The organism is Rhodococcus baikonurensis (genome assembly GCF_040489275.1).
Classification (GTDB): domain Bacteria; phylum Actinomycetota; class Actinomycetes; order Mycobacteriales; family Mycobacteriaceae; genus Rhodococcus_F; species Rhodococcus_F baikonurensis.
The window spans coordinates 160,612-176,556 of sequence record NZ_JBEUOQ010000009.1 but is presented as its reverse complement, the minus strand read 5'-3'; the positions used below and the strand labels follow the sequence as shown (position 1 = coordinate 176,556).

The window sequence follows — 15,945 nt, the reverse complement described above, 5'->3', positions numbered from 1 at the left end:
GGAGCCTTTCTTCAGCATGCAGTTCTCGCGTCAACCGTCGTCACCGGGCGAACAAGGCTCGGTCGCCACTATCGACCGGCCGGCTGAAGAGCGGGCAACAACACCGCACCGACAAGACCTGAACGGACTGCGTGGCCTCGCCATCGGTTTGGTGGTCGTGTTCCACGTGTGGTTCGGACGGGTATCGGGCGGGGTGGACGTCTTCCTGGTTCTGTCCGGATACTTCTTCGTCGGCTCATTGGTTCGTCGCGCCGAAGCCGGGGGTTCACTGAATCCGCTACCGGCGCTGCGGCGGGTATTTCTGCGGCTGTTCCCCCTGATCGCGGTGGTCAGCATTTTGACCGCACTGGGAACCGCGTTGCTGCTGCCACGCACACGCTGGGCCGATCTGGGTGATCAACTGATCGCGGTGCTCGGGTTCTTCCAGAACTGGCAGCTCGCCAGCACCGCAAGCGACTACCTGGCCGCCGACGGCTCGGTCACTCCCCTGCAGCACCTGTGGTCGATGGCCGTGCAAGGTCAGTTCTACCTCTTGGCCATCGCACTCGTCTCCGTGATCGCTTACCTGGCTTCACGCGTGAATCCCAACTATTTCCGCCCGTCACTCGCGGTCACCCTTCTGATTCTGACCGCAGGATCTTTTCTCTACGCACTCGCCAAATCTTCCCGTCACCAAGCCTGGGCGTACTACGACTCCGGTGCCAGGTTGTGGGAATTGGCCCTCGGTGGTCTGCTGGCCGTTCTGATGACCAGCACGCGCAGTCGGCAGATCGCATCCCTGCCGTTCTCGGTCAGAGCGACGATCGGCTGGGCGGGTCTTTCGTCGATCCTGTTGTGCGGCATAGTGCTCGACGGTGCCCAGCAGTTCCCCGGCCCGTGGGCGCTGGTACCGGTGCTGGCCACTCTTGCGCTGATCCTGTCCGGAGTCGGCGACGACACACCCTGGACGTCGAAGACGCTTGCCCATCCTGCCCTGACGTGGCTCGGCTCGTTCGCGTTCGCGCTGTACCTGATTCACTGGCCGATTCTGGTGTTTGCACTCGTGATCACCGGACGCCCCGAAGCCGGCCCGCTCGGCGGGGCACTGATCATCGCTCTCTCCGTCGCCGGGGCGCTTGCACTCCGGCGCCTGATCGAGGTTCCGGTGGAACGTGGAGGCCGCTCGCGCCGGTACACCGTCCTGGCTTGCGTCGTCACTGCTGCCGTGGTCCTCGCCGCTTCGGTTGCCTGGCAGTCGTACGCGAGCAGTCAGACGACGGGCCAGCGAGCGGTCGATACCCTCGACCTCTCGACCCATCCCGGCGCACTCGCGCTCACCGACGGTGCCGAGGTGCCCAAGGCGTCGATGGTTCCCTCGATCTTCGATGCGCCACTGGACCTTCCGGCCAGTACGCTCGACGGCTGTATCGCCGATTTTCTCGAGCGGGACGTCGTCCACTGCACCTACGGCGACACCGACGCGGACAGAACCATCGCGCTCGCAGGTGGTTCGCACTCCGAGCACTGGCTCACCGCGCTCGACGAACTCGGCAAGAGCCACGGGTTCCGCGTCGACACGTATCTGAAGATGGGCTGCCCGCTCACTGTCGACTCCATGCAGACGTTGTCGGACAACGACTATCCGGATTGCGTCGACTGGTCCCGTGGCGTGCTGACCGAGTTGGCCGACGCCTCACCCGATTTCGTGTTCACGACGGCAACCAGGCCGAGTTCCGACGGCCCTGGCGACGTGACGCCCGAGTCGTACGTGCACGTGTGGCAGGAACTGGGGCGCGACGGTATCGACGTACTCGCCATCCGCGATACCCCCTGGCTGCACCACGACGGCGTCGCCTATCGCGCGATCGACTGTCTGGCGACAACCACGTCACCCGATCACTGCGCGATGCCACGGTCCGAAATGCTCAGCGACGTCAATCCGGCGCCGTCTGCAATTGCCGATCTGACCAACGTCCGTCTACTCGACCTCAGCGACGGCGTGTGTGGGCCGGAGCTGTGCCGGGTCGTGGAGGGAAATGTGTTGGTGTATCACGATTCCCACCACCTGACAGCCAGCTACGTGAGCACGCTGTCCGCTGAACTCGGGCGCCAACTGAGCGTCCAGACCGGCTGGTGGTGAAGCCGGCCGTCAGCCCATCACGTCGTCGGCACCGGGGATGAGCCGGTGCTCGAACGGCGGGTTGACGGTTCCCCAACGCAGGCACTCCCAACCGCCGTCGACCGAAGGCAACAGTTCGACGGTCTCGGTGTTGGCCAAGTGGTTGTTGGCGGCGAACAGACCGGGGACACCGGCAAGTTGGGCGGCGACAAGACGGATCGCAGCACCATGACTCACCACGACGATGTCGCCGCCGTCGCGTGAGCCTTCGAGAAATTCTTCCCGCAACGCATTGACGACGGGGACGTACCGCTCCAGGACGTCGTATCCCGTTTCACCGCCGGGAATGCGGGCGCCGAGGTTGCCGGTGTGCCAGTGATGGAACGTCTCCATGAACAGTCGGTGCGCGGCCTCGTCGGTGCGATCCTCGAGGTCACCGGCCTGGACCTCGTGCAATCCGTCCCGCACGTCCAGGGATACGCCGGCGGCTTGCTCCACGAAACCTGCTGTCTGCCGGGCGCGCAATGCCAAGGACGATACGAGTGCCAGCGGCGGCGCCGAAGCCAGGCCGATGCCCAACGTCTCGGCCTGCGCCAATCCTTCCGGCGTGAGCTTTGCTCCGGGTAGGGCGGTGTCGAGGCGTTTGGCGACGTTCGCCTCCGTCTGACCGTGCCGAACGAGGATGAGCCTTCCGGTCATCGTTCTCCCCCTCCATGCTTGAGTTCGTCGATCCACCGAATCGCTTCTTCGTCCGAAGGAGGTTGTGGCCCGGTCGAATTCGCTGTCGCCCACGACCCCAGGAAGCGGACTCCGGATTTACGATGCAGCGCACGCATCGCCTCGGCCACCAGCGAGTCCTCGACGTGTCCGACGCAGTCCACGAAGAACCGGTAGGTGCCCAATTCCGTTCGCATCGGACGTGATTCGATCCGAGTCAGATCGATACCGCGAGCGGCGAATTCGGAGAGTGCGCGCACCAGGGAGCCGGGAGCGTTGTCCAGGTGAAGCACCAACGCGGTGCGATCGGCACCGGTCCGTGCCGGAACCGGGGCCGGCTTGGTGACCAGCACGAAACGTGTGCGGGCGCCGCCCACGTCTGCGACGTTGTCCGCCAGGCTGTCGAGTCCGAGCATCTGACCTGCCAAAGCCGTGGACACACCGGCGTCGACGGTTCCGGCCTGCACATCCAGCGCTGCACCGGCGTTGGACGAGGCCAACACCACCTCGGCCTGGGGCAGGTTCTCGGAAATCCAGCCGCGGACCTGCGCACCCGCATGCGGGTAGGCCCCGATCGTCCGGACCTGATCGGCGGTGGTCCCGGCCCGAACCAGAATCGAGAAGCTCACGTCCAGGTCGGTTTCGGCAACGATCTGCAGGGGCGAACCGAGAGCCAGTGAATCGAGCGTCGGAGCGACGCCGCCTTCCACCGAGTTCTCGAAGGGAACCACGGCCCCGTCCACGGAGCCGTCCCGAACCATGTCGAGAGTCGCCGGCGGACTGCCTGCCGGTACTCGCTCGACGGTTTCGCCGAACGCGCCCTCAGCCTCCAACTGGGCGAGAGCTATCTCCGTGAACGTTCCCGACGGACCGAAATACGCGATTCTTGGCACGCCTAAAAGATTACGCACCGACCCACGCCGGTCACTGCAAACCCGCGGCACGCAAGGCCGTTTCCACCGCCGGCAGATCCGCGACCTCGATCGTGAGCAGCACCTCGCGCATGGCCGACGCGGCTTCGGGGATCAGGGCGGCAAGTTTTTCCGGCTTCGGATCGACCATCGCAGCGCGCACGTCGTCGCCGCGCAGTGCAGCGACGGTGCCACACAGCAGAGCGATCACCTCGTCGCCGTCAGCCGCGCGGGCTACGAAACCGACGGACTCGTGCGCGAGTACCGCCAGGAAATCAGCCACTTCGGTGGGCGTACGACCGGCGGCGAGTCCGGGGATCCGTCCACCTTCACACAGGCGCAGCGCCGCTTCGGCCGGCGTCAGATCCTCTTCGCCGCCGTCGACGTACACCGCGAGCGGAGCGGGCAGACGTAGCGCGATCGCGTCGTCGATCTGGTCGGTGGTGACGTCGACGTCGAAACGGACGGCCTCGTACGACGCATCCGTGTCCGCGCGCAGTTCTTCCGGATCGATATCGAGGCGGACGACGACCCGGCCGGCCGCTTCGGCACCGATCAGGGCGGACGCCGGCACGACCGGGGGAAAGAGTGCTTCGAGGAGTCCGCGCGAGTTTCTCGGGGCGGGCAGCCCGAGTGAGAGAGGAATGGCCACAGACAAACCGTAACCCCGGCGAAGTCGACGGATTCCACGCGAGTTGCGCAAAAGTCTTGCGATTCACACCGAAGCACCTTAGGTTAGGGTTACCTCATCATCCGATGGAGTTCGAGAGAACACCCGCCAAGGGGGCAGCATGGCAACGAAGACCAGCACCGGCCCGTCCACCGCTGAACGCGTCCGCAGCGCCTGTGTGCGCGCACAGGACGCAGTTCTCGCCATCGAAGGCAGCGATCCCACCGCCACGTCGGTGCATCACCTGCGTTCGAACGGTGACGTCGTCGTTGCAGTCCCTCATGCCTCCGCAGCTGCGGCCCTGGCCTGGAACTCGGGTGGCGGCGGCTTGCCTGCCGTCCTCGAGATCACCGATCACGCACCACTGCGACTGCGTGAGCCCGTGCGCTCCCTCGTGTGGCTTCGCGGCTCGTTGCACGCCGTGCCCGACTACGAGGCGCGTGTCCTCGCCGACGACGTCGCGTCCGAGCACCCCCACCCGGGTCTCCTCGACATCGGCCACACCTCGGTTCTCCTTCGCCTGAGCCTGGCCTCGGCCGTTGTCGCAGACTCGACAGGGGCAGAACCTGTCGCCGTGGACGAACTGCTGAACGCCAGCCCCGACCCCTTCTGGGAAATGGAGACGGCGTGGCTGCAGCATCTCGACGAAGACCACCGCGATCTCGTGGACCTGCTCGTGCGCAAACTTCCCCCGTACATGCGCACAGGACGCGTTCGCCCACTCGGCATCGACCGCTACGGACTGCGCCTGCGGGTCGAGGATCACACCGGTGACCGCGACGTGTGGATGCCGTTCGCCAACCCCGTCGACGACGCTCCCGCGCTGAGCCGCGCCATCCGCATGCTGGTCGGGTGCCCTTTCCTCAACGGCCTCCGATCGGGAGGCGCTGCAAACGGCTAGCGTTGCGCGGGTGAATGCCCGCGAAACCGTCCGCACCTGGTTACGGCCGCCGTCTCCCGTTCGAACCGGCCCGGAACTCGATCCCGCCGCCAGACGCGGAATTCGGATCGAGATCACCATCGTTCTGCTGGTCACCTTCGGGCTCAGCGGATTGTCCGGAATCCTCTCGCTCGCCGAATCCTTGGCGACGCCGGTTGCGCTCTCGGATCAGACTGTTGCGCTCAACCCGTCGCGGGCTGCCATCGACTGGATCGACCTGGCGCGCCAATTACTGGGCGTCGCAAAGCTTCTCGCGTGGGCAGCGCTGGGACTCTATCTGCTGTGGCGCTCGGGGATCGGTCCACGTGCCGCTGGCTTGACTCCCAAACCTCGATTCGGGCGCGACATAGCTCCGGGATTCGGCTTGGCCGCCGTGATCGGTCTCCCCGGTCTGCTGTTCTACCTCGTCGCTCAGGCGCTCAGCGTCAATCTCACCGTCCAGGCCAGCGCGCTCGACGACCACTGGTGGCGGGTTCCGATCCTCGTACTGTCCGCGATCGCGAACTCCGGCGCCGAAGAGGTACTGGTTGTCGCCTACCTGATCACTCGCCTCCGGACACTCGGCTGGAGCGAGAACAAGTCACTGCTCGCGTCGTCACTTCTGCGGGGCAGTTATCACCTCTATCAGGGCTTCGGCGGCGGTGTCGGAAACGTGATCATGGGGCTCGTGTTCGGTCGATACTGGCAGCGCACCGGCAAGCTGTGGCCGCTGATCATCGCCCACGCGCTCATCGACATGGTGGCGTTCATCGGTTACGCCCTCCTGCGCGATCACGTCTCCTGGCTGCCGTGACCGGTACCGTGAACTGGTGACCGGCGACTCCGAATATCCTCAGCGCCCTCCGCGGCGCCAGCCGCCAGGGCCACCTCCGCGTGGGCCGATGCCGCCGAGGCAGAACCCGCCCCGCCAGAATCCACCCCGTCAGGGCCCACCCCCGCAGCGACGTCCACCGATGCCGCCGGAGGGGCCGACGGTCATTCGCCGCGACGGACGTCCACCGCAGCAGAATCCGGCCAATCAGGCCTGGTCACAGGTCCCACCACAAGCGCCGCAGCAACCCAGGCGTGAGGACTGGGCGCCGACCCAACGCCCGCAGCCGTTCCAGGACGACCCCCGCCGTCGGGATCCGCAGCGCCAGGCCAAGTACGCACCCGCGCCGCCGCGTCGAACCCCGCCGAATGCCCCGCCGCGCCCGCCTGAACCACCGAAGCAGCGACGCCCTCGTAAGCGTCGTAGCTGGGGTAAACGTATCGGCATCACGTTGTTGGTGTTGCTGCTCGCGCTGGCCGGTGCGATCTATTACGTCGACAGTTCGCTCAATCGAATCGACGCGCTGCCCGACTACGCGGGACGCGTCGCCGATACTCCGGGCACGAACTGGTTGATCGTCGGCTCCGACAGTCGTGAGGGGCTCACCCCCGAGCAGGAGCAAGCTCTCGCGACGGGCGGCGACACCGGCCCCAAGCGCACTGACACGGTCATCCTGGTCCACGTCCCCAAGAGTGGGAAGACGACCATGGTCAGCATCCCCCGCGACTCGTACGTTCCGATTCCCGGCTACGGCTCCGACAAGATCAACGCCGCCTTCGCTTTCGGTGGTGCCCCCTTGTTGGTGCAGACCGTCGAGGAAGCAACGGGACTTCGCATCGACCACTACGCCGAGATCGGATTCAGCGGGTTCGCCGGCATCGTCGACGCCGTCGGTGGCGTCAACGTGTGCCTTGCACAGCCGATCGACGATCCGCTGGCCGGGATCAACCTCCCCGCCGGATGCCAGGACCTGAAGGGTTCGGACGCACTCGGGTTCGTGCGAACTCGCGCGACGGCACTCGCCGACCTCGACCGCATGAACAACCAGCGCCAGTTCATGTCGGCGTTGCTGTCGAAGGCGACAAGTCCGAGTACATTCCTCAATCCGTTCCGGTTGTGGCCGCTCGTCTCCGATACCGCCAAGTCCCTGCAGGTCGACGAGGGCGATCACATCTGGAATCTGGCCTCACTCGCCTGGGCGCTTCGCGGCGGGATGACCACCACGACGGTTCCGGTCGCCGGTTTCGAGGACGTGGACGGGTCGGGCAACGTGTTGTTGTGGGACACGGCGCGCGCTTCGCAGTTCTTCGACGCCCTGGCCGACGATCAGCAGATTCCGCAGGATCTGATCACCACCGGGTGATCGCCCTGAGTTTCGGTAGTACCCCGGGAGGACGGGCCGAGCGAACAAATCGCTTTCCGGCAGGACGCGAAAGCTGCGGCCGAAAAATACCGTGAAGGTATGAATAAAGCGCACCGCCGATTCCGCACTGTCGCCGTCATCGCCGCCTCGGCCGGAGCGGCACTACTGGCAACGTCCTGCTCCGGAACCTTCGACAAGTTCGACGATTCCAAGGCATACAAGAAGACCGAAACCTTCTCTTTTGCACGGACATCCAACGGAATCGACACACTGCCGAGTTGGGTTCCCCCCGGCGCGACGGGTATCGACGAGGTCATCCGCACCACCGGCAACGAACGTATCCTGCGCATGACTGCGAACATCGCAGAGATAGATCACAACGTCTGCACAGCGATACCCACTGTCGAAGCTCGTCCGGCGTCGCTGTCCGCACAGTGGTGGCCGGCGGGGGTCGAGAAGAGCAGCTCGTTCCAGTGCGGCGACTGGTACGTCGGCGAAACGGACTCGTTCGTCTACGGGTACCGACCGGAAACTCTCGGCTTCATCATCGATCAGCTCGACAAGAAGTAGCTCCCGCTCAGCGGCGACGACCCAGTAACCTGTTGGGATGACACAGGCGAAGAACTCGAGCGAATTCACCACTCTGCTGCGTCAGCAGATCCGTAACGAGTTCACTGCATCACAGCAGTACATCGCGGTAGCGGTGTACTTCGATGCTCACGATCTTCCGCAGATGGCCGCGCGCTTCTACAGCCAGGCCACCGAGGAGCGCGGTCACGCGATGATGATGATCCAGTACCTGCTCGACAACGACCTCGACGTGGACGTGCCCGGCATCGACGACGTCGTGACGAAGTTCGACAGTGTCCGGGCGCCGGTCGAACTGGCGCTCGAGCAGGAGAAGACGGTCACCGAGCAGATCACGCAGTTGGCGCGCACCGCGCGCGATACCGGCGACTACCTGGGTGAGCAGTTCATGCAGTGGTTCCTCAAGGAGCAGGTCGAGGAAGTTGCAAGCATGACAACACTTCTCACCATCGTCGACCGCGCCGGCGACAACCTCTTCCACCTCGAAACGTTTGTCGCACGCGAGATGAACACCCCGGCCGCTGCCGACGCAATGGCGCCGACTCCCGCCGGTGGCGTCGGCGTCTGAGGACCACCGGGCTACCGAGTCTCTGGCCGCTCGACGGCGCTCAGTGATCTGAGGAAATTGTTGTACGCCTCCAGATCACTGTCGCCGTCGATCTCGGCGCGACGGTCCAAGGCGGCATTCATCCGTTTGTCGTCGCGGTTCCAGCGCATCGCGAAGATCACGACCACCACCAGCGCGACGGGCTCACCGTACGACCACGCGAGGGCGCCGGCCAACTGCTGGTCCTGCATCACGTCCACGCCCCACTCCGGAGGCGGATCCACGAACGTGGTCAGCAGCGGCTTTGTCGCCATCATGAGTACGACGCCGATGAACACGTGCAGCGGCATCTCCACGAACAGGTCGAAACACCGGCCGAGGTAGCTCTGTCGCACCGGCAGTGGGCCGGTGGCGAGCACCGGCATGATGAAGAGCAGACCGCTGGCGAGAAAGAAGATCTCGAGCGAGACGTGTCCGGCCGGTAACGCCGAGACGGTGTCGAAGATCGGCGACAGGTAGATCCCGTAGTAACTGAACAGAAATACCGGGATCGTGAACCCGGGGTGCAGCACCCACCGCGCCGGCGGGCTACGCAATGCCGAGAGGGCAAGCGCAAGAACGCCTCTCCCTATCCCTCGGTGCGGCGTCGAACGCAGTAGCAGCAGTCCCGGCGAGCCCAGTACCCAGAGCGGCGGGATCGCCATCGAGAGCGTCAGGTGTTGGAACATCCAGACGCTGAAGAGTTCGTAGCCGTAGCTCTCGACCTTCAGTCCGGTTACCGCGATCAGCAGCAGGCATCCACCCAGGAAACACGCTGTCCGATGCCACGGCCATGGTCGCCCACTCGCGCGAACTCGCTGAGCCCCGGTCCAATACCAGAGTGCAAGAACAACTCCCAGCACAGGAAGAAGCGGGAGGGCCGAAGTATCCCACTCCAGCATCTGCCCGATCGACGGCGGCGGCGTGTCATTCACGAACGCTTCACCAGCGGGCCCTCCTTCGTCTCCATGCGGGTACCGTCGACTCTACACCTAACTACTATGTTGGATAGTATTTAGGAATTCGACGGAAGGTCCAGGTGCACAGCAGTGTCCAGAAGCATGAAGATATCCGCCGCCCTGATCGCGGTGTTCGCGGTAGCACTGATCACGTTCATCACCATCGATCCGATCAGGGCGGACAACGAGAGCACCGATCGGGCGGCACAATCCACCGCCGTCCTCACCGACGACGCGTACCGGTTGACCTCGGCCGCCGACGGCAAGGTGAATCTTGTCGAGTTCCTCGACTTCGAATGCGAAGCCTGCCGCGCGCTGTACCCGACGATGGAGCGAATCAGAGCCGAGTACGAGGATCGAATCACCTTCGGCATCAGATACTTTCCGATTCCGAGTCACACCAACAGCACTCTCGCGGCGCAGGTCGTCGAATCCGCATCTCGCCAGGGCAAGTTCGTCGAGATGTATCAACGGATGTATGAGACTCAGTCGCAGTGGGGTGAATCCGCCGAATCGCAGGAGGCGCTGTTCCGCTCCTACGCACAAGATCTCGGCCTGGACATGACCCGATTCGAATCCGACCTCAGCAGCCGCGGAGTCCGCGAGCGGGTCGAGCGAGACTTCGAGGAAGGTCGACGCCTCGGCGTCCAGGGCACGCCGACCCTCTTTCTGAATGACGTGAAGCTGGACCAGATGCCGACCTACGAAGATCTGAAAGCCCAGATCGACTCGGCTTTGGGAGAATGATCAGGTCAGAACAGCGCAGATACCCGCGGAGACGGCCACCGTCACGGCTGCGGCAACGGCCGTCGTGACAGCGGCCGGCACACACGCCGCCACGGCGCAGGTCAGTCGCCGGGGCGACGCCACCTCGCCGTTGTCGAGGGAACGCAATCGCACCGCGGTCGCACCGCCGCGATCGCCCAAACTCCAGTCCGGCTGAGGAAGCGGCGATTTCGACACCACGGCAAGGGCGGAACGCACTGCAGCCGGACTGGTGACGCGGGCAGCGTGCCGGTCGGCCGACAGTTCCACGATCGCACCGACGGCAGCGGGCGCCGCCGCGAACAACGGCACGCGTGGCAGAACAGCGGCCAAGACTTCACACGCACCGACGATTCGGTGATGACCGCCGCTCAGGTGCGCACGCTCGTGCGCGAGGACCGCGTCACGCTCGCCCCCGGTAAGAGCGGATGACAAGCCTTGCGTCGCAACGACGAATCCCGGCTTTCCGGCGACGCTGTACGCCATAGGCAGCGGATGATCCAACCACAACACGTCGGACTCCGAGTTGTCGCGGCGCGCGACGATCGAGAGAACATCACGATGGAAATCCCGGACCCGCGCGTGCTCACGTGCCTGCTTGCGACCGGCGAGCACGATCCGAACGGCGATCACACCCACCACAGCAACGGCTGTGCCGGTGATCAGTTCACTCACCCATGCACTCGTGCCGTGCGCGAAGGCGCTGAAACACAGAGCGATACCGTCGACCAGACCCTCGACCGGCGCGTGGCTCGGCCACACCAGGACCAAGACCGCGGAGAGAGCGAGATACAGCGCCGACGCCATACTGCCGAGCCACGCCGCGAGAAGCACTGTCGGCGACAACGCCGAGGAGACCGCTCGCAACACTCTCGGAACCAGGAATCCCACGAACACCGCACCGAGAAGCATCGGCAACGCCAATGTCATTGCGAACCTTCCCCGGAAAGACCCCGGCGAAGGGCCTCGTTCTCGGCGTCCGTCATGGTCTTGGCGAAGTGCAGCAGCACGGCAGCGGAATCGGAGCTGCTGTCCAACAATTCGCGCAAAGCCCTGGACGTGGCTTCTTCACGACTGCGACTCGGCCGATAGAAGTAGGCGCGACTCTTCTTCTCACGACTCACCCACCCCTTGTCGTAGAGATGAGTCACGACGGTCAGGATGGTGGTGTACGCGAGTTGTCGGCGCTCACCCAAGATCTCGACCAGATCCTTGACCGAGAGCGCGTCGTCGGACTGCCAGAGCACATCCATGACCTCGGCTTCGAGTCCGCCCAGCCCCTGCATTGCTCCTCCATCGCGTCGTGACAGAACTTCAGTCGCCCGCGGTCTTCTCCCCGAACGACACGCCCCGGGAATTCAGATACGCGAGCGGATCAGTCTTCTGCCCGTCAGATTGCCACACCTCGTAGTGCAGGTGTGGTCCCGTCGATTGTCCACGATTGCCGACGGTCGCGATCAGTTCACCCGCCCGCACCTTCTGACCGGCGACCACGAGCGCCTCGTTGATATGTCCGTAGACGCCGACGGTCCCGTCGTCCTGCTGGATGCGGACCCAGAGCCCGAACCCCGCGGCGGGTCCGGATTCGAGCACGACACCGTCGGTCGCCGAAACGATGGGCGTACCGATCGCGTTCGCGATGTCGAGACCGTAGTGGGTAGTTCCCCAGCGTGGACCGAAGTTGGACGTCATCGTCCCGCTGACGGGGGCCATCACCTGTGGCTTTTCGGCCTCGAACACCGCCCGCTCGGATTCGAGTTGTCTCGTCTTACCGAGTTGTTCGGCTATCCCGGCAAGATCCGTCGTCCGGACAAGGTCGAGAATCTCCGGCACCGACACCGCAGATGCATCCTCGACTGCAACCGGCGGCGGCGACGCGTGCCCGATCGATGTGCCAGACGCGAGGATTGCGCCCGTCGCCACGGAAACCGCAGCCATGCGCCCGCCGGGTCTGATCGGCTCGGATTTTCGATGTCTTCCCACTTCTCGGTCCTCGCGTCGATGGCAAATGAAGGTCTACGCCGCAACCTTACAACTATGTTGCATAGTTTTTAAGACATGCACTATTGCGCATATATGCATATGTGTCTAGGCTGACGTCGACGAAAGGACCTTCGATGTCACACGGACACGGGCACGGAATCTCCCCCGCCGAAGCTGCGACCAGCAACAGCGGCAAGCATGTCAACAAACTGTGGATCGCCGCCGGCCTCGGGTTGGTGACGTTCGTGCTGCAGGTGACGGTCGGCCTCTTCACCTCGTCGCTGGCACTGCTCTCGGACTCGGCGCATGTTTTCACCGACATCTTCGGCATCTTCATGGCGCTCGCCGCAATCCTCGTCGCACAGCGTGCGGCTCGGCGCCCCGACCGCACTTTCGGCATGTATCGCACGGAAGTGTTTGCGGCACTGGCCAATGCGATCCTGCTCTTCGCAGTCGCCGGGTGGGTGCTCTACGAGGCGGCCAGCCGCTTCTCGGATCCGCCCGAAGTCCCCGGCCTGCCCGTCGCGATAGTCGCCGTCGTCGGTTTGGCGATGAACGTCATCGCCTTCCTGATGCTCCGCAGCGGTGCGAAGGAAAGCATCAACATCCGCGGCGCCTACCTCGAGGTCATGGCAGACATGGTCGGATCCATAGGCGTCCTGGTCAGCGGCTTGGTCACGCTCGCGTTCGGTTGGCGCTACGCCGACCCCGTCATCGGCGTCGCCATCGGACTTTTCGTCTTGCCACGTGCCTTCAACCTGGGCCGCCATGCCGTCCGTATCTTGCTCCAGCAGGCTCCCGATCGCATCGACGTCACCTCGATCATCGAGAAGATCAACGCACTCCCGGGAGTCCTCGACGCACACGATCTGCACGTCTGGACACTCACCTCGGGGATGGAAGTTGCTTCCGTTCACGTCACCGCGGTCGGTGACGCCGATCCCACTACCGTGCTCGCGGCCACCCAAACCTTGCTGGCCGAGGATTTCGAACTGGGGCATGCCACCGTCCAGGTGGAACTACAGGGAAGTGACGGTAAATGCGCGGAACTCGCCTGGTGAAAAGGATATTTCTCAATGAAACATTCGATTTCACACCAATGGATAACCGCACCGAATTCGAAGAGAAATTAGGTCTTCTTTAGTTTGGGAACGCTTACCACAATAAGGTCAGACTGGGGTGACAGGGCCCCTGACCTGCACTATCTTGGAATTCATGACTTCTGGGGAGACTCACATGACCAAATTCCACGCACTACTCCGAGACCAGATTCGCAACGAGTTCAACGCTTCGCATCAGTACATCGCGACAGCGGTTTACTTCGACAATGCTGATCTGCCACAGCTGGCAAAGCACTTCTACAAGCAGGCTGTAGAAGAGCGTAACCACGCCATGATGATCGTTCAGTATTTCCTCGATCGCGACATCAACGTCGAACTCACCGGCGTCGACGCTGCGAAGGCCGACTTCAAGGATGCTCGTGAGCCCATCGCTCTCGCGCTGACGCAGGAGAAGACGGTCACCGAGCAGATCGTCCAGCTCGCGAGCACCGCCCGCGAAGAAGGCGACTACCTCGGCGAGCAGTTCATGCAGTGGTTCCTCAAGGAACAGGTCGAGGAAGTTGCAAGCATGACAACACTTCTCACCATCGCGGACCGCGCAGGCGCCAACCTGTTCGACCTCGAAGATTTCGTTTCCCGCGAGATGAGCACCGTCGGTGACACCACTGGTGCGCCGAACGCAGCGGGCGGAACCATCTAGCCTGCAGCACTCACAGATTTCGCCCTCGAGCCGAACGGTTCGCTTCCTGCCAGCAGGATCGAACTGATCAGCTCGGGGGCATCTGTCATCGGTACGTGTCCCAGTCCGGGCAAAACCATCAACTTCGCCTGCGGGAACGGCTTTTTCACGCGCTGCGCTTGATACACGGGCAGAATGAGATCGCGTCGACCCCACGCAACCGTCACCGGCACAGTGGGATCCACGATGGGCGGCAGCACGAATTCCATCTCGAGACCGAGATCGACGAGTTCGTTGGACACGAGCGAACGGCAGTCGGCCAACGCCGCCGCATAACCGACGTGACTCGGATGAGCGAAGAACGCGGCGAGCGCCGGATAGCGAATCAGCTTGTACCGCAATGCGCGTGGCAGACCATCACCCATGAGCTTGGCTGTGCCGCGCAGTGCACGGAACGTGTTGATCGCACGCACCTGATCGAGGTGATTGACAAAGAACCCGGCCGGCGAAAGAGCTGTAGCCGACGCGACGTCACCGCGCGCTGCCAGCGAGAGTGCAATCCATCCGCCGAGTGAGTTTCCGGCGACGTGGGCGCGCTCCCCCGCCGGAGTCACCTCCTTGACGAACTCGCTCACATCGTCGATCAGCTGTCCCATGACATCCGGGCCGAGTTCGGGCAGCAGCGACTCTCCGTGACCCGGCAGGTCGACGGTGACGACGCGTCGGTACGGCGTCAGTTGGTCCACAATTGAATCCCACGCCTGCCGTCGATGGACGATGCCATGGACGAGCACAAGCGTGGGACCGCTACCGGAGATGTCGTGCGACAAAGTCATGCCGCCAACATTAACCGTAACTTTGCGTAACGCCTATAGTTCTGGCGAAAAAATCAGCGCAGCGTGACCTGGCGTCCGCGCAGGCCGTCGCGCGAGCGCAACTCGGCCGAGTTCAGCGGAGCGTCGACGGCCAGCGCCTCGGCAAGACGCTCACCGAGCTCGACGGTTGCCGCTACCCACTCGTTTGCATGCTTTTCGCGGTCGAGGTCGAAGACCGGGACCAACAGGCCGTGGGTACGGAACGAGCCTGCGTAGCGCGAGCCCTCACCCAGGTGCAGCCCACCGGTCGCGTGCACGCGCGCCAGCGCGAGCATCAGATCGTCTTCGCTCTCGGGGCGAACCCAACGCAGGTGCGCCTTCTCGCCGGCGTCGACCCACCACGCGGCAACGAGGCCGTCACCTTCGAGGCGTGCAGACGGCATGATCGCCGAGTTGGCGTGCTGCACGGTGGCGGCAACCTCGGGATCGGTTTCGACGCCCTCGGGGATCCACCAGTTGAAGTCCTGGTGCACCGTGATGTCGAGCAGAGCCGAGGGATCGACAACCGCGGTGACTGCGGGTGTCTCGGAATCGGGGTTCGCGGCAGAAAGCGCGTCGCCGGGGGCTGCGTCCTTGATCCAGTTCACCGAAGCCGCGAGGTCTGCGCCGAGGTCGGCAGAGTGCGCCTGAACCTGCACACCGACAAATCCGGTGGCCGTCTCGCCCTCGTCGCGAACGAGTGCGGCAACAGCGCCGGGGAGGACCGTCGCCAACGTGACGGGACGGTCGGAGCCGATGACCGGCAACGGAGCCGTGGCGGACGGAACGAATTCGCGCAGCGCGACCAGATCGCACTCGGCGGCAAGGCCCTCGAACGGGCGGTTCACTGCGCCGGCAGCGGCTTCACGCTCTGCTTGGCGTGCCGCCAGCTTCTCTGCGCGTGCGCTGCCCTGCTTCGGTCCACTGTTTCTTTTGCTCTTCTTGGCCACGAGGGCAAAA

18 protein-coding genes are annotated in these 15,945 nt (G+C 64.0%); 9 read left to right on the top strand and 9 right to left on the bottom strand.

Annotated elements, in window-relative coordinates; all coding sequences use genetic code 11:
• The first annotated feature begins 16 nt into the window (after positions 1–16).
• Complete coding sequence (locus ABWI03_RS21400) at positions 17–2,119, top strand: acyltransferase family protein (protein WP_298774473.1); 2,103 nt, start codon at positions 17–19, stop codon at positions 2,117–2,119.
• A gap of 9 nt (positions 2,120–2,128) precedes the next feature.
• Here the strand turns inward: ABWI03_RS21400 and ABWI03_RS21395 are convergent, their stop codons facing one another.
• From ABWI03_RS21395 to ABWI03_RS21385, 3 genes are read right to left on the bottom strand one after another with little or no spacing between them, the layout of a single operon-like run.
• Positions 2,129–2,797: a histidine phosphatase family protein gene (locus tag ABWI03_RS21395; protein ID WP_042453186.1), complete on the bottom strand. Its 669-nt coding sequence runs from the start codon at positions 2,795–2,797 to the stop codon at positions 2,129–2,131.
• A complete protein-coding gene (pheA, locus tag ABWI03_RS21390; protein WP_095969464.1) occupies positions 2,794–3,708 on the bottom strand; it encodes a prephenate dehydratase in 915 nt (304 codons plus the stop codon). The genes ABWI03_RS21395 and pheA overlap by 4 nt, the downstream gene beginning before the upstream one ends.
• 31 nt (positions 3,709–3,739) lie before the next feature.
• Positions 3,740–4,378 (bottom strand): hypothetical protein, encoded by a 639-nt coding sequence (locus tag ABWI03_RS21385; RefSeq protein ID WP_298774478.1) that lies wholly within the window; start codon positions 4,376–4,378, stop codon positions 3,740–3,742.
• Between the two features lie 139 nt (positions 4,379–4,517).
• Between ABWI03_RS21385 and ABWI03_RS21380 the strand changes: the two genes are divergently transcribed.
• From ABWI03_RS21380 to ABWI03_RS21360, 5 genes are all read left to right on the top strand, one after another.
• Positions 4,518–5,297 carry a DUF2470 domain-containing protein gene (locus tag ABWI03_RS21380; protein WP_070796761.1) on the top strand — a complete coding sequence of 260 codons (780 nt, stop codon included), beginning with the start codon at positions 4,518–4,520 and terminating at the stop codon, positions 5,295–5,297.
• Positions 5,298–5,307: 10 nt separating this feature from the next.
• The gene (locus tag ABWI03_RS21375) at positions 5,308–6,129 is read left to right on the top strand and encodes a CPBP family intramembrane glutamic endopeptidase (protein WP_095969462.1); all 822 of its coding nucleotides are present in this window, start codon (positions 5,308–5,310) and stop codon (positions 6,127–6,129) included.
• A gap of 160 nt (positions 6,130–6,289) precedes the next feature.
• Positions 6,290–7,510: an LCP family protein gene (locus ABWI03_RS21370; RefSeq protein ID WP_298774936.1), complete on the top strand. Its 1,221-nt coding sequence runs from the start codon at positions 6,290–6,292 to the stop codon at positions 7,508–7,510.
• Positions 7,511–7,609: 99 nt separating this feature from the next.
• Positions 7,610–8,080, top strand: coding sequence for a hypothetical protein (locus ABWI03_RS21365; RefSeq protein ID WP_235171017.1), 471 nt, complete (start codon positions 7,610–7,612; stop codon positions 8,078–8,080).
• Positions 8,081–8,117: 37 nt separating this feature from the next.
• Positions 8,118–8,666, top strand: a complete 549-nt coding sequence (locus tag ABWI03_RS21360; protein ID WP_095969459.1) for a ferritin — start codon at positions 8,118–8,120, stop codon at positions 8,664–8,666.
• Positions 8,667–8,677: 11 nt separating this feature from the next.
• Here the strand turns inward: ABWI03_RS21360 and ABWI03_RS21355 are convergent, their stop codons facing one another.
• Positions 8,678–9,619 carry a cytochrome c oxidase assembly protein gene (locus ABWI03_RS21355; RefSeq protein ID WP_298774482.1) on the bottom strand — a complete coding sequence of 314 codons (942 nt, stop codon included), beginning with the start codon at positions 9,617–9,619 and terminating at the stop codon, positions 8,678–8,680.
• Positions 9,620–9,745: 126 nt separating this feature from the next.
• On the opposite strand from ABWI03_RS21355, the gene ABWI03_RS21350 reads away from it, so the two are divergent.
• The gene (locus tag ABWI03_RS21350) at positions 9,746–10,390 is read left to right on the top strand and encodes a DsbA family protein (RefSeq protein WP_124566873.1); all 645 of its coding nucleotides are present in this window, start codon (positions 9,746–9,748) and stop codon (positions 10,388–10,390) included.
• Here ABWI03_RS21350 and ABWI03_RS21345 read toward each other — a convergent pair whose 3' ends face one another.
• Genes ABWI03_RS21345 through ABWI03_RS21335 form a run of 3 tightly spaced genes read right to left on the bottom strand, consistent with a single transcriptional unit; the run spans position 10,391 to position 12,346 of the window.
• Positions 10,391–11,338: a M56 family metallopeptidase gene (locus ABWI03_RS21345; RefSeq protein ID WP_095969457.1), complete on the bottom strand. Its 948-nt coding sequence runs from the start codon at positions 11,336–11,338 to the stop codon at positions 10,391–10,393. It abuts the gene before it with no gap.
• Entirely contained in the window at positions 11,335–11,694 is a 360-nt protein-coding gene (locus ABWI03_RS21340; protein WP_298774485.1) for a BlaI/MecI/CopY family transcriptional regulator, read from the bottom strand. The genes ABWI03_RS21345 and ABWI03_RS21340 overlap by 4 nt, the downstream gene beginning before the upstream one ends.
• Before the next feature lie 28 nt (positions 11,695–11,722).
• A complete protein-coding gene (locus tag ABWI03_RS21335) occupies positions 11,723–12,346 on the bottom strand; it encodes a M23 family metallopeptidase (protein ID WP_095969456.1) in 624 nt (207 codons plus the stop codon).
• Between the two features lie 179 nt (positions 12,347–12,525).
• Here ABWI03_RS21335 and ABWI03_RS21330 point away from each other — a divergent pair, with 179 nt between their 5' ends.
• Positions 12,526–13,452, top strand: coding sequence for a cation diffusion facilitator family transporter (locus tag ABWI03_RS21330; protein ID WP_298774487.1), 927 nt, complete (start codon positions 12,526–12,528; stop codon positions 13,450–13,452).
• Between the two features lie 154 nt (positions 13,453–13,606).
• Positions 13,607–14,152, top strand: a complete 546-nt coding sequence (locus tag ABWI03_RS21325) for a ferritin (RefSeq protein ID WP_024487904.1) — start codon at positions 13,607–13,609, stop codon at positions 14,150–14,152.
• Here ABWI03_RS21325 and ABWI03_RS21320 read toward each other — a convergent pair.
• Both ABWI03_RS21320 and ABWI03_RS21315 read right to left on the bottom strand, forming a co-directional pair.
• Complete coding sequence (locus ABWI03_RS21320) at positions 14,149–14,967, bottom strand: alpha/beta fold hydrolase (protein ID WP_298774489.1); 819 nt, start codon at positions 14,965–14,967, stop codon at positions 14,149–14,151. The genes ABWI03_RS21325 and ABWI03_RS21320 overlap by 4 nt on opposite strands.
• 53 nt (positions 14,968–15,020) lie before the next feature.
• Positions 15,021–15,935 (bottom strand): DUF5926 family protein, encoded by a 915-nt coding sequence (locus ABWI03_RS21315; protein ID WP_166810267.1) that lies wholly within the window; start codon positions 15,933–15,935, stop codon positions 15,021–15,023.
• Positions 15,936–15,945: the final 10 nt, after the last annotated feature.

Excerpts from the sequence above, each read along its gene's own strand:
- ABWI03_RS21400 (WP_298774473.1), top strand. The coding sequence starts at position 17 with ATGCAGTTCTCGCGTCAACCGTCGTCACCGGGCGAACAAGGCTCGGTC.
- ABWI03_RS21395 (WP_042453186.1), bottom strand. The coding sequence starts at position 2,797 with ATGACCGGAAGGCTCATCCTCGTTCGGCACGGTCAGACGGAGGCGAAC.
- ABWI03_RS21380 (WP_070796761.1), top strand. The coding sequence starts at position 4,518 with ATGGCAACGAAGACCAGCACCGGCCCGTCCACCGCTGAACGCGTCCGC.
- ABWI03_RS21370 (WP_298774936.1), top strand. The coding sequence starts at position 6,290 with ATGCCGCCGGAGGGGCCGACGGTCATTCGCCGCGACGGACGTCCACCG.
- ABWI03_RS21365 (WP_235171017.1), top strand. The coding sequence starts at position 7,610 with ATGAATAAAGCGCACCGCCGATTCCGCACTGTCGCCGTCATCGCCGCC.
- ABWI03_RS21360 (WP_095969459.1), top strand. The coding sequence starts at position 8,118 with ATGACACAGGCGAAGAACTCGAGCGAATTCACCACTCTGCTGCGTCAG.
- ABWI03_RS21350 (WP_124566873.1), top strand. The coding sequence starts at position 9,746 with ATGAAGATATCCGCCGCCCTGATCGCGGTGTTCGCGGTAGCACTGATC.
- ABWI03_RS21345 (WP_095969457.1), bottom strand. The coding sequence starts at position 11,338 with ATGACATTGGCGTTGCCGATGCTTCTCGGTGCGGTGTTCGTGGGATTC.
- ABWI03_RS21340 (WP_298774485.1), bottom strand. The coding sequence starts at position 11,694 with ATGCAGGGGCTGGGCGGACTCGAAGCCGAGGTCATGGATGTGCTCTGG.
- ABWI03_RS21335 (WP_095969456.1), bottom strand. The coding sequence starts at position 12,346 with ATGGCTGCGGTTTCCGTGGCGACGGGCGCAATCCTCGCGTCTGGCACA.
- ABWI03_RS21330 (WP_298774487.1), top strand. The coding sequence starts at position 12,526 with ATGTCACACGGACACGGGCACGGAATCTCCCCCGCCGAAGCTGCGACC.
- ABWI03_RS21325 (WP_024487904.1), top strand. The coding sequence starts at position 13,607 with ATGACTTCTGGGGAGACTCACATGACCAAATTCCACGCACTACTCCGA.
- ABWI03_RS21320 (WP_298774489.1), bottom strand. The coding sequence starts at position 14,967 with ATGACTTTGTCGCACGACATCTCCGGTAGCGGTCCCACGCTTGTGCTC.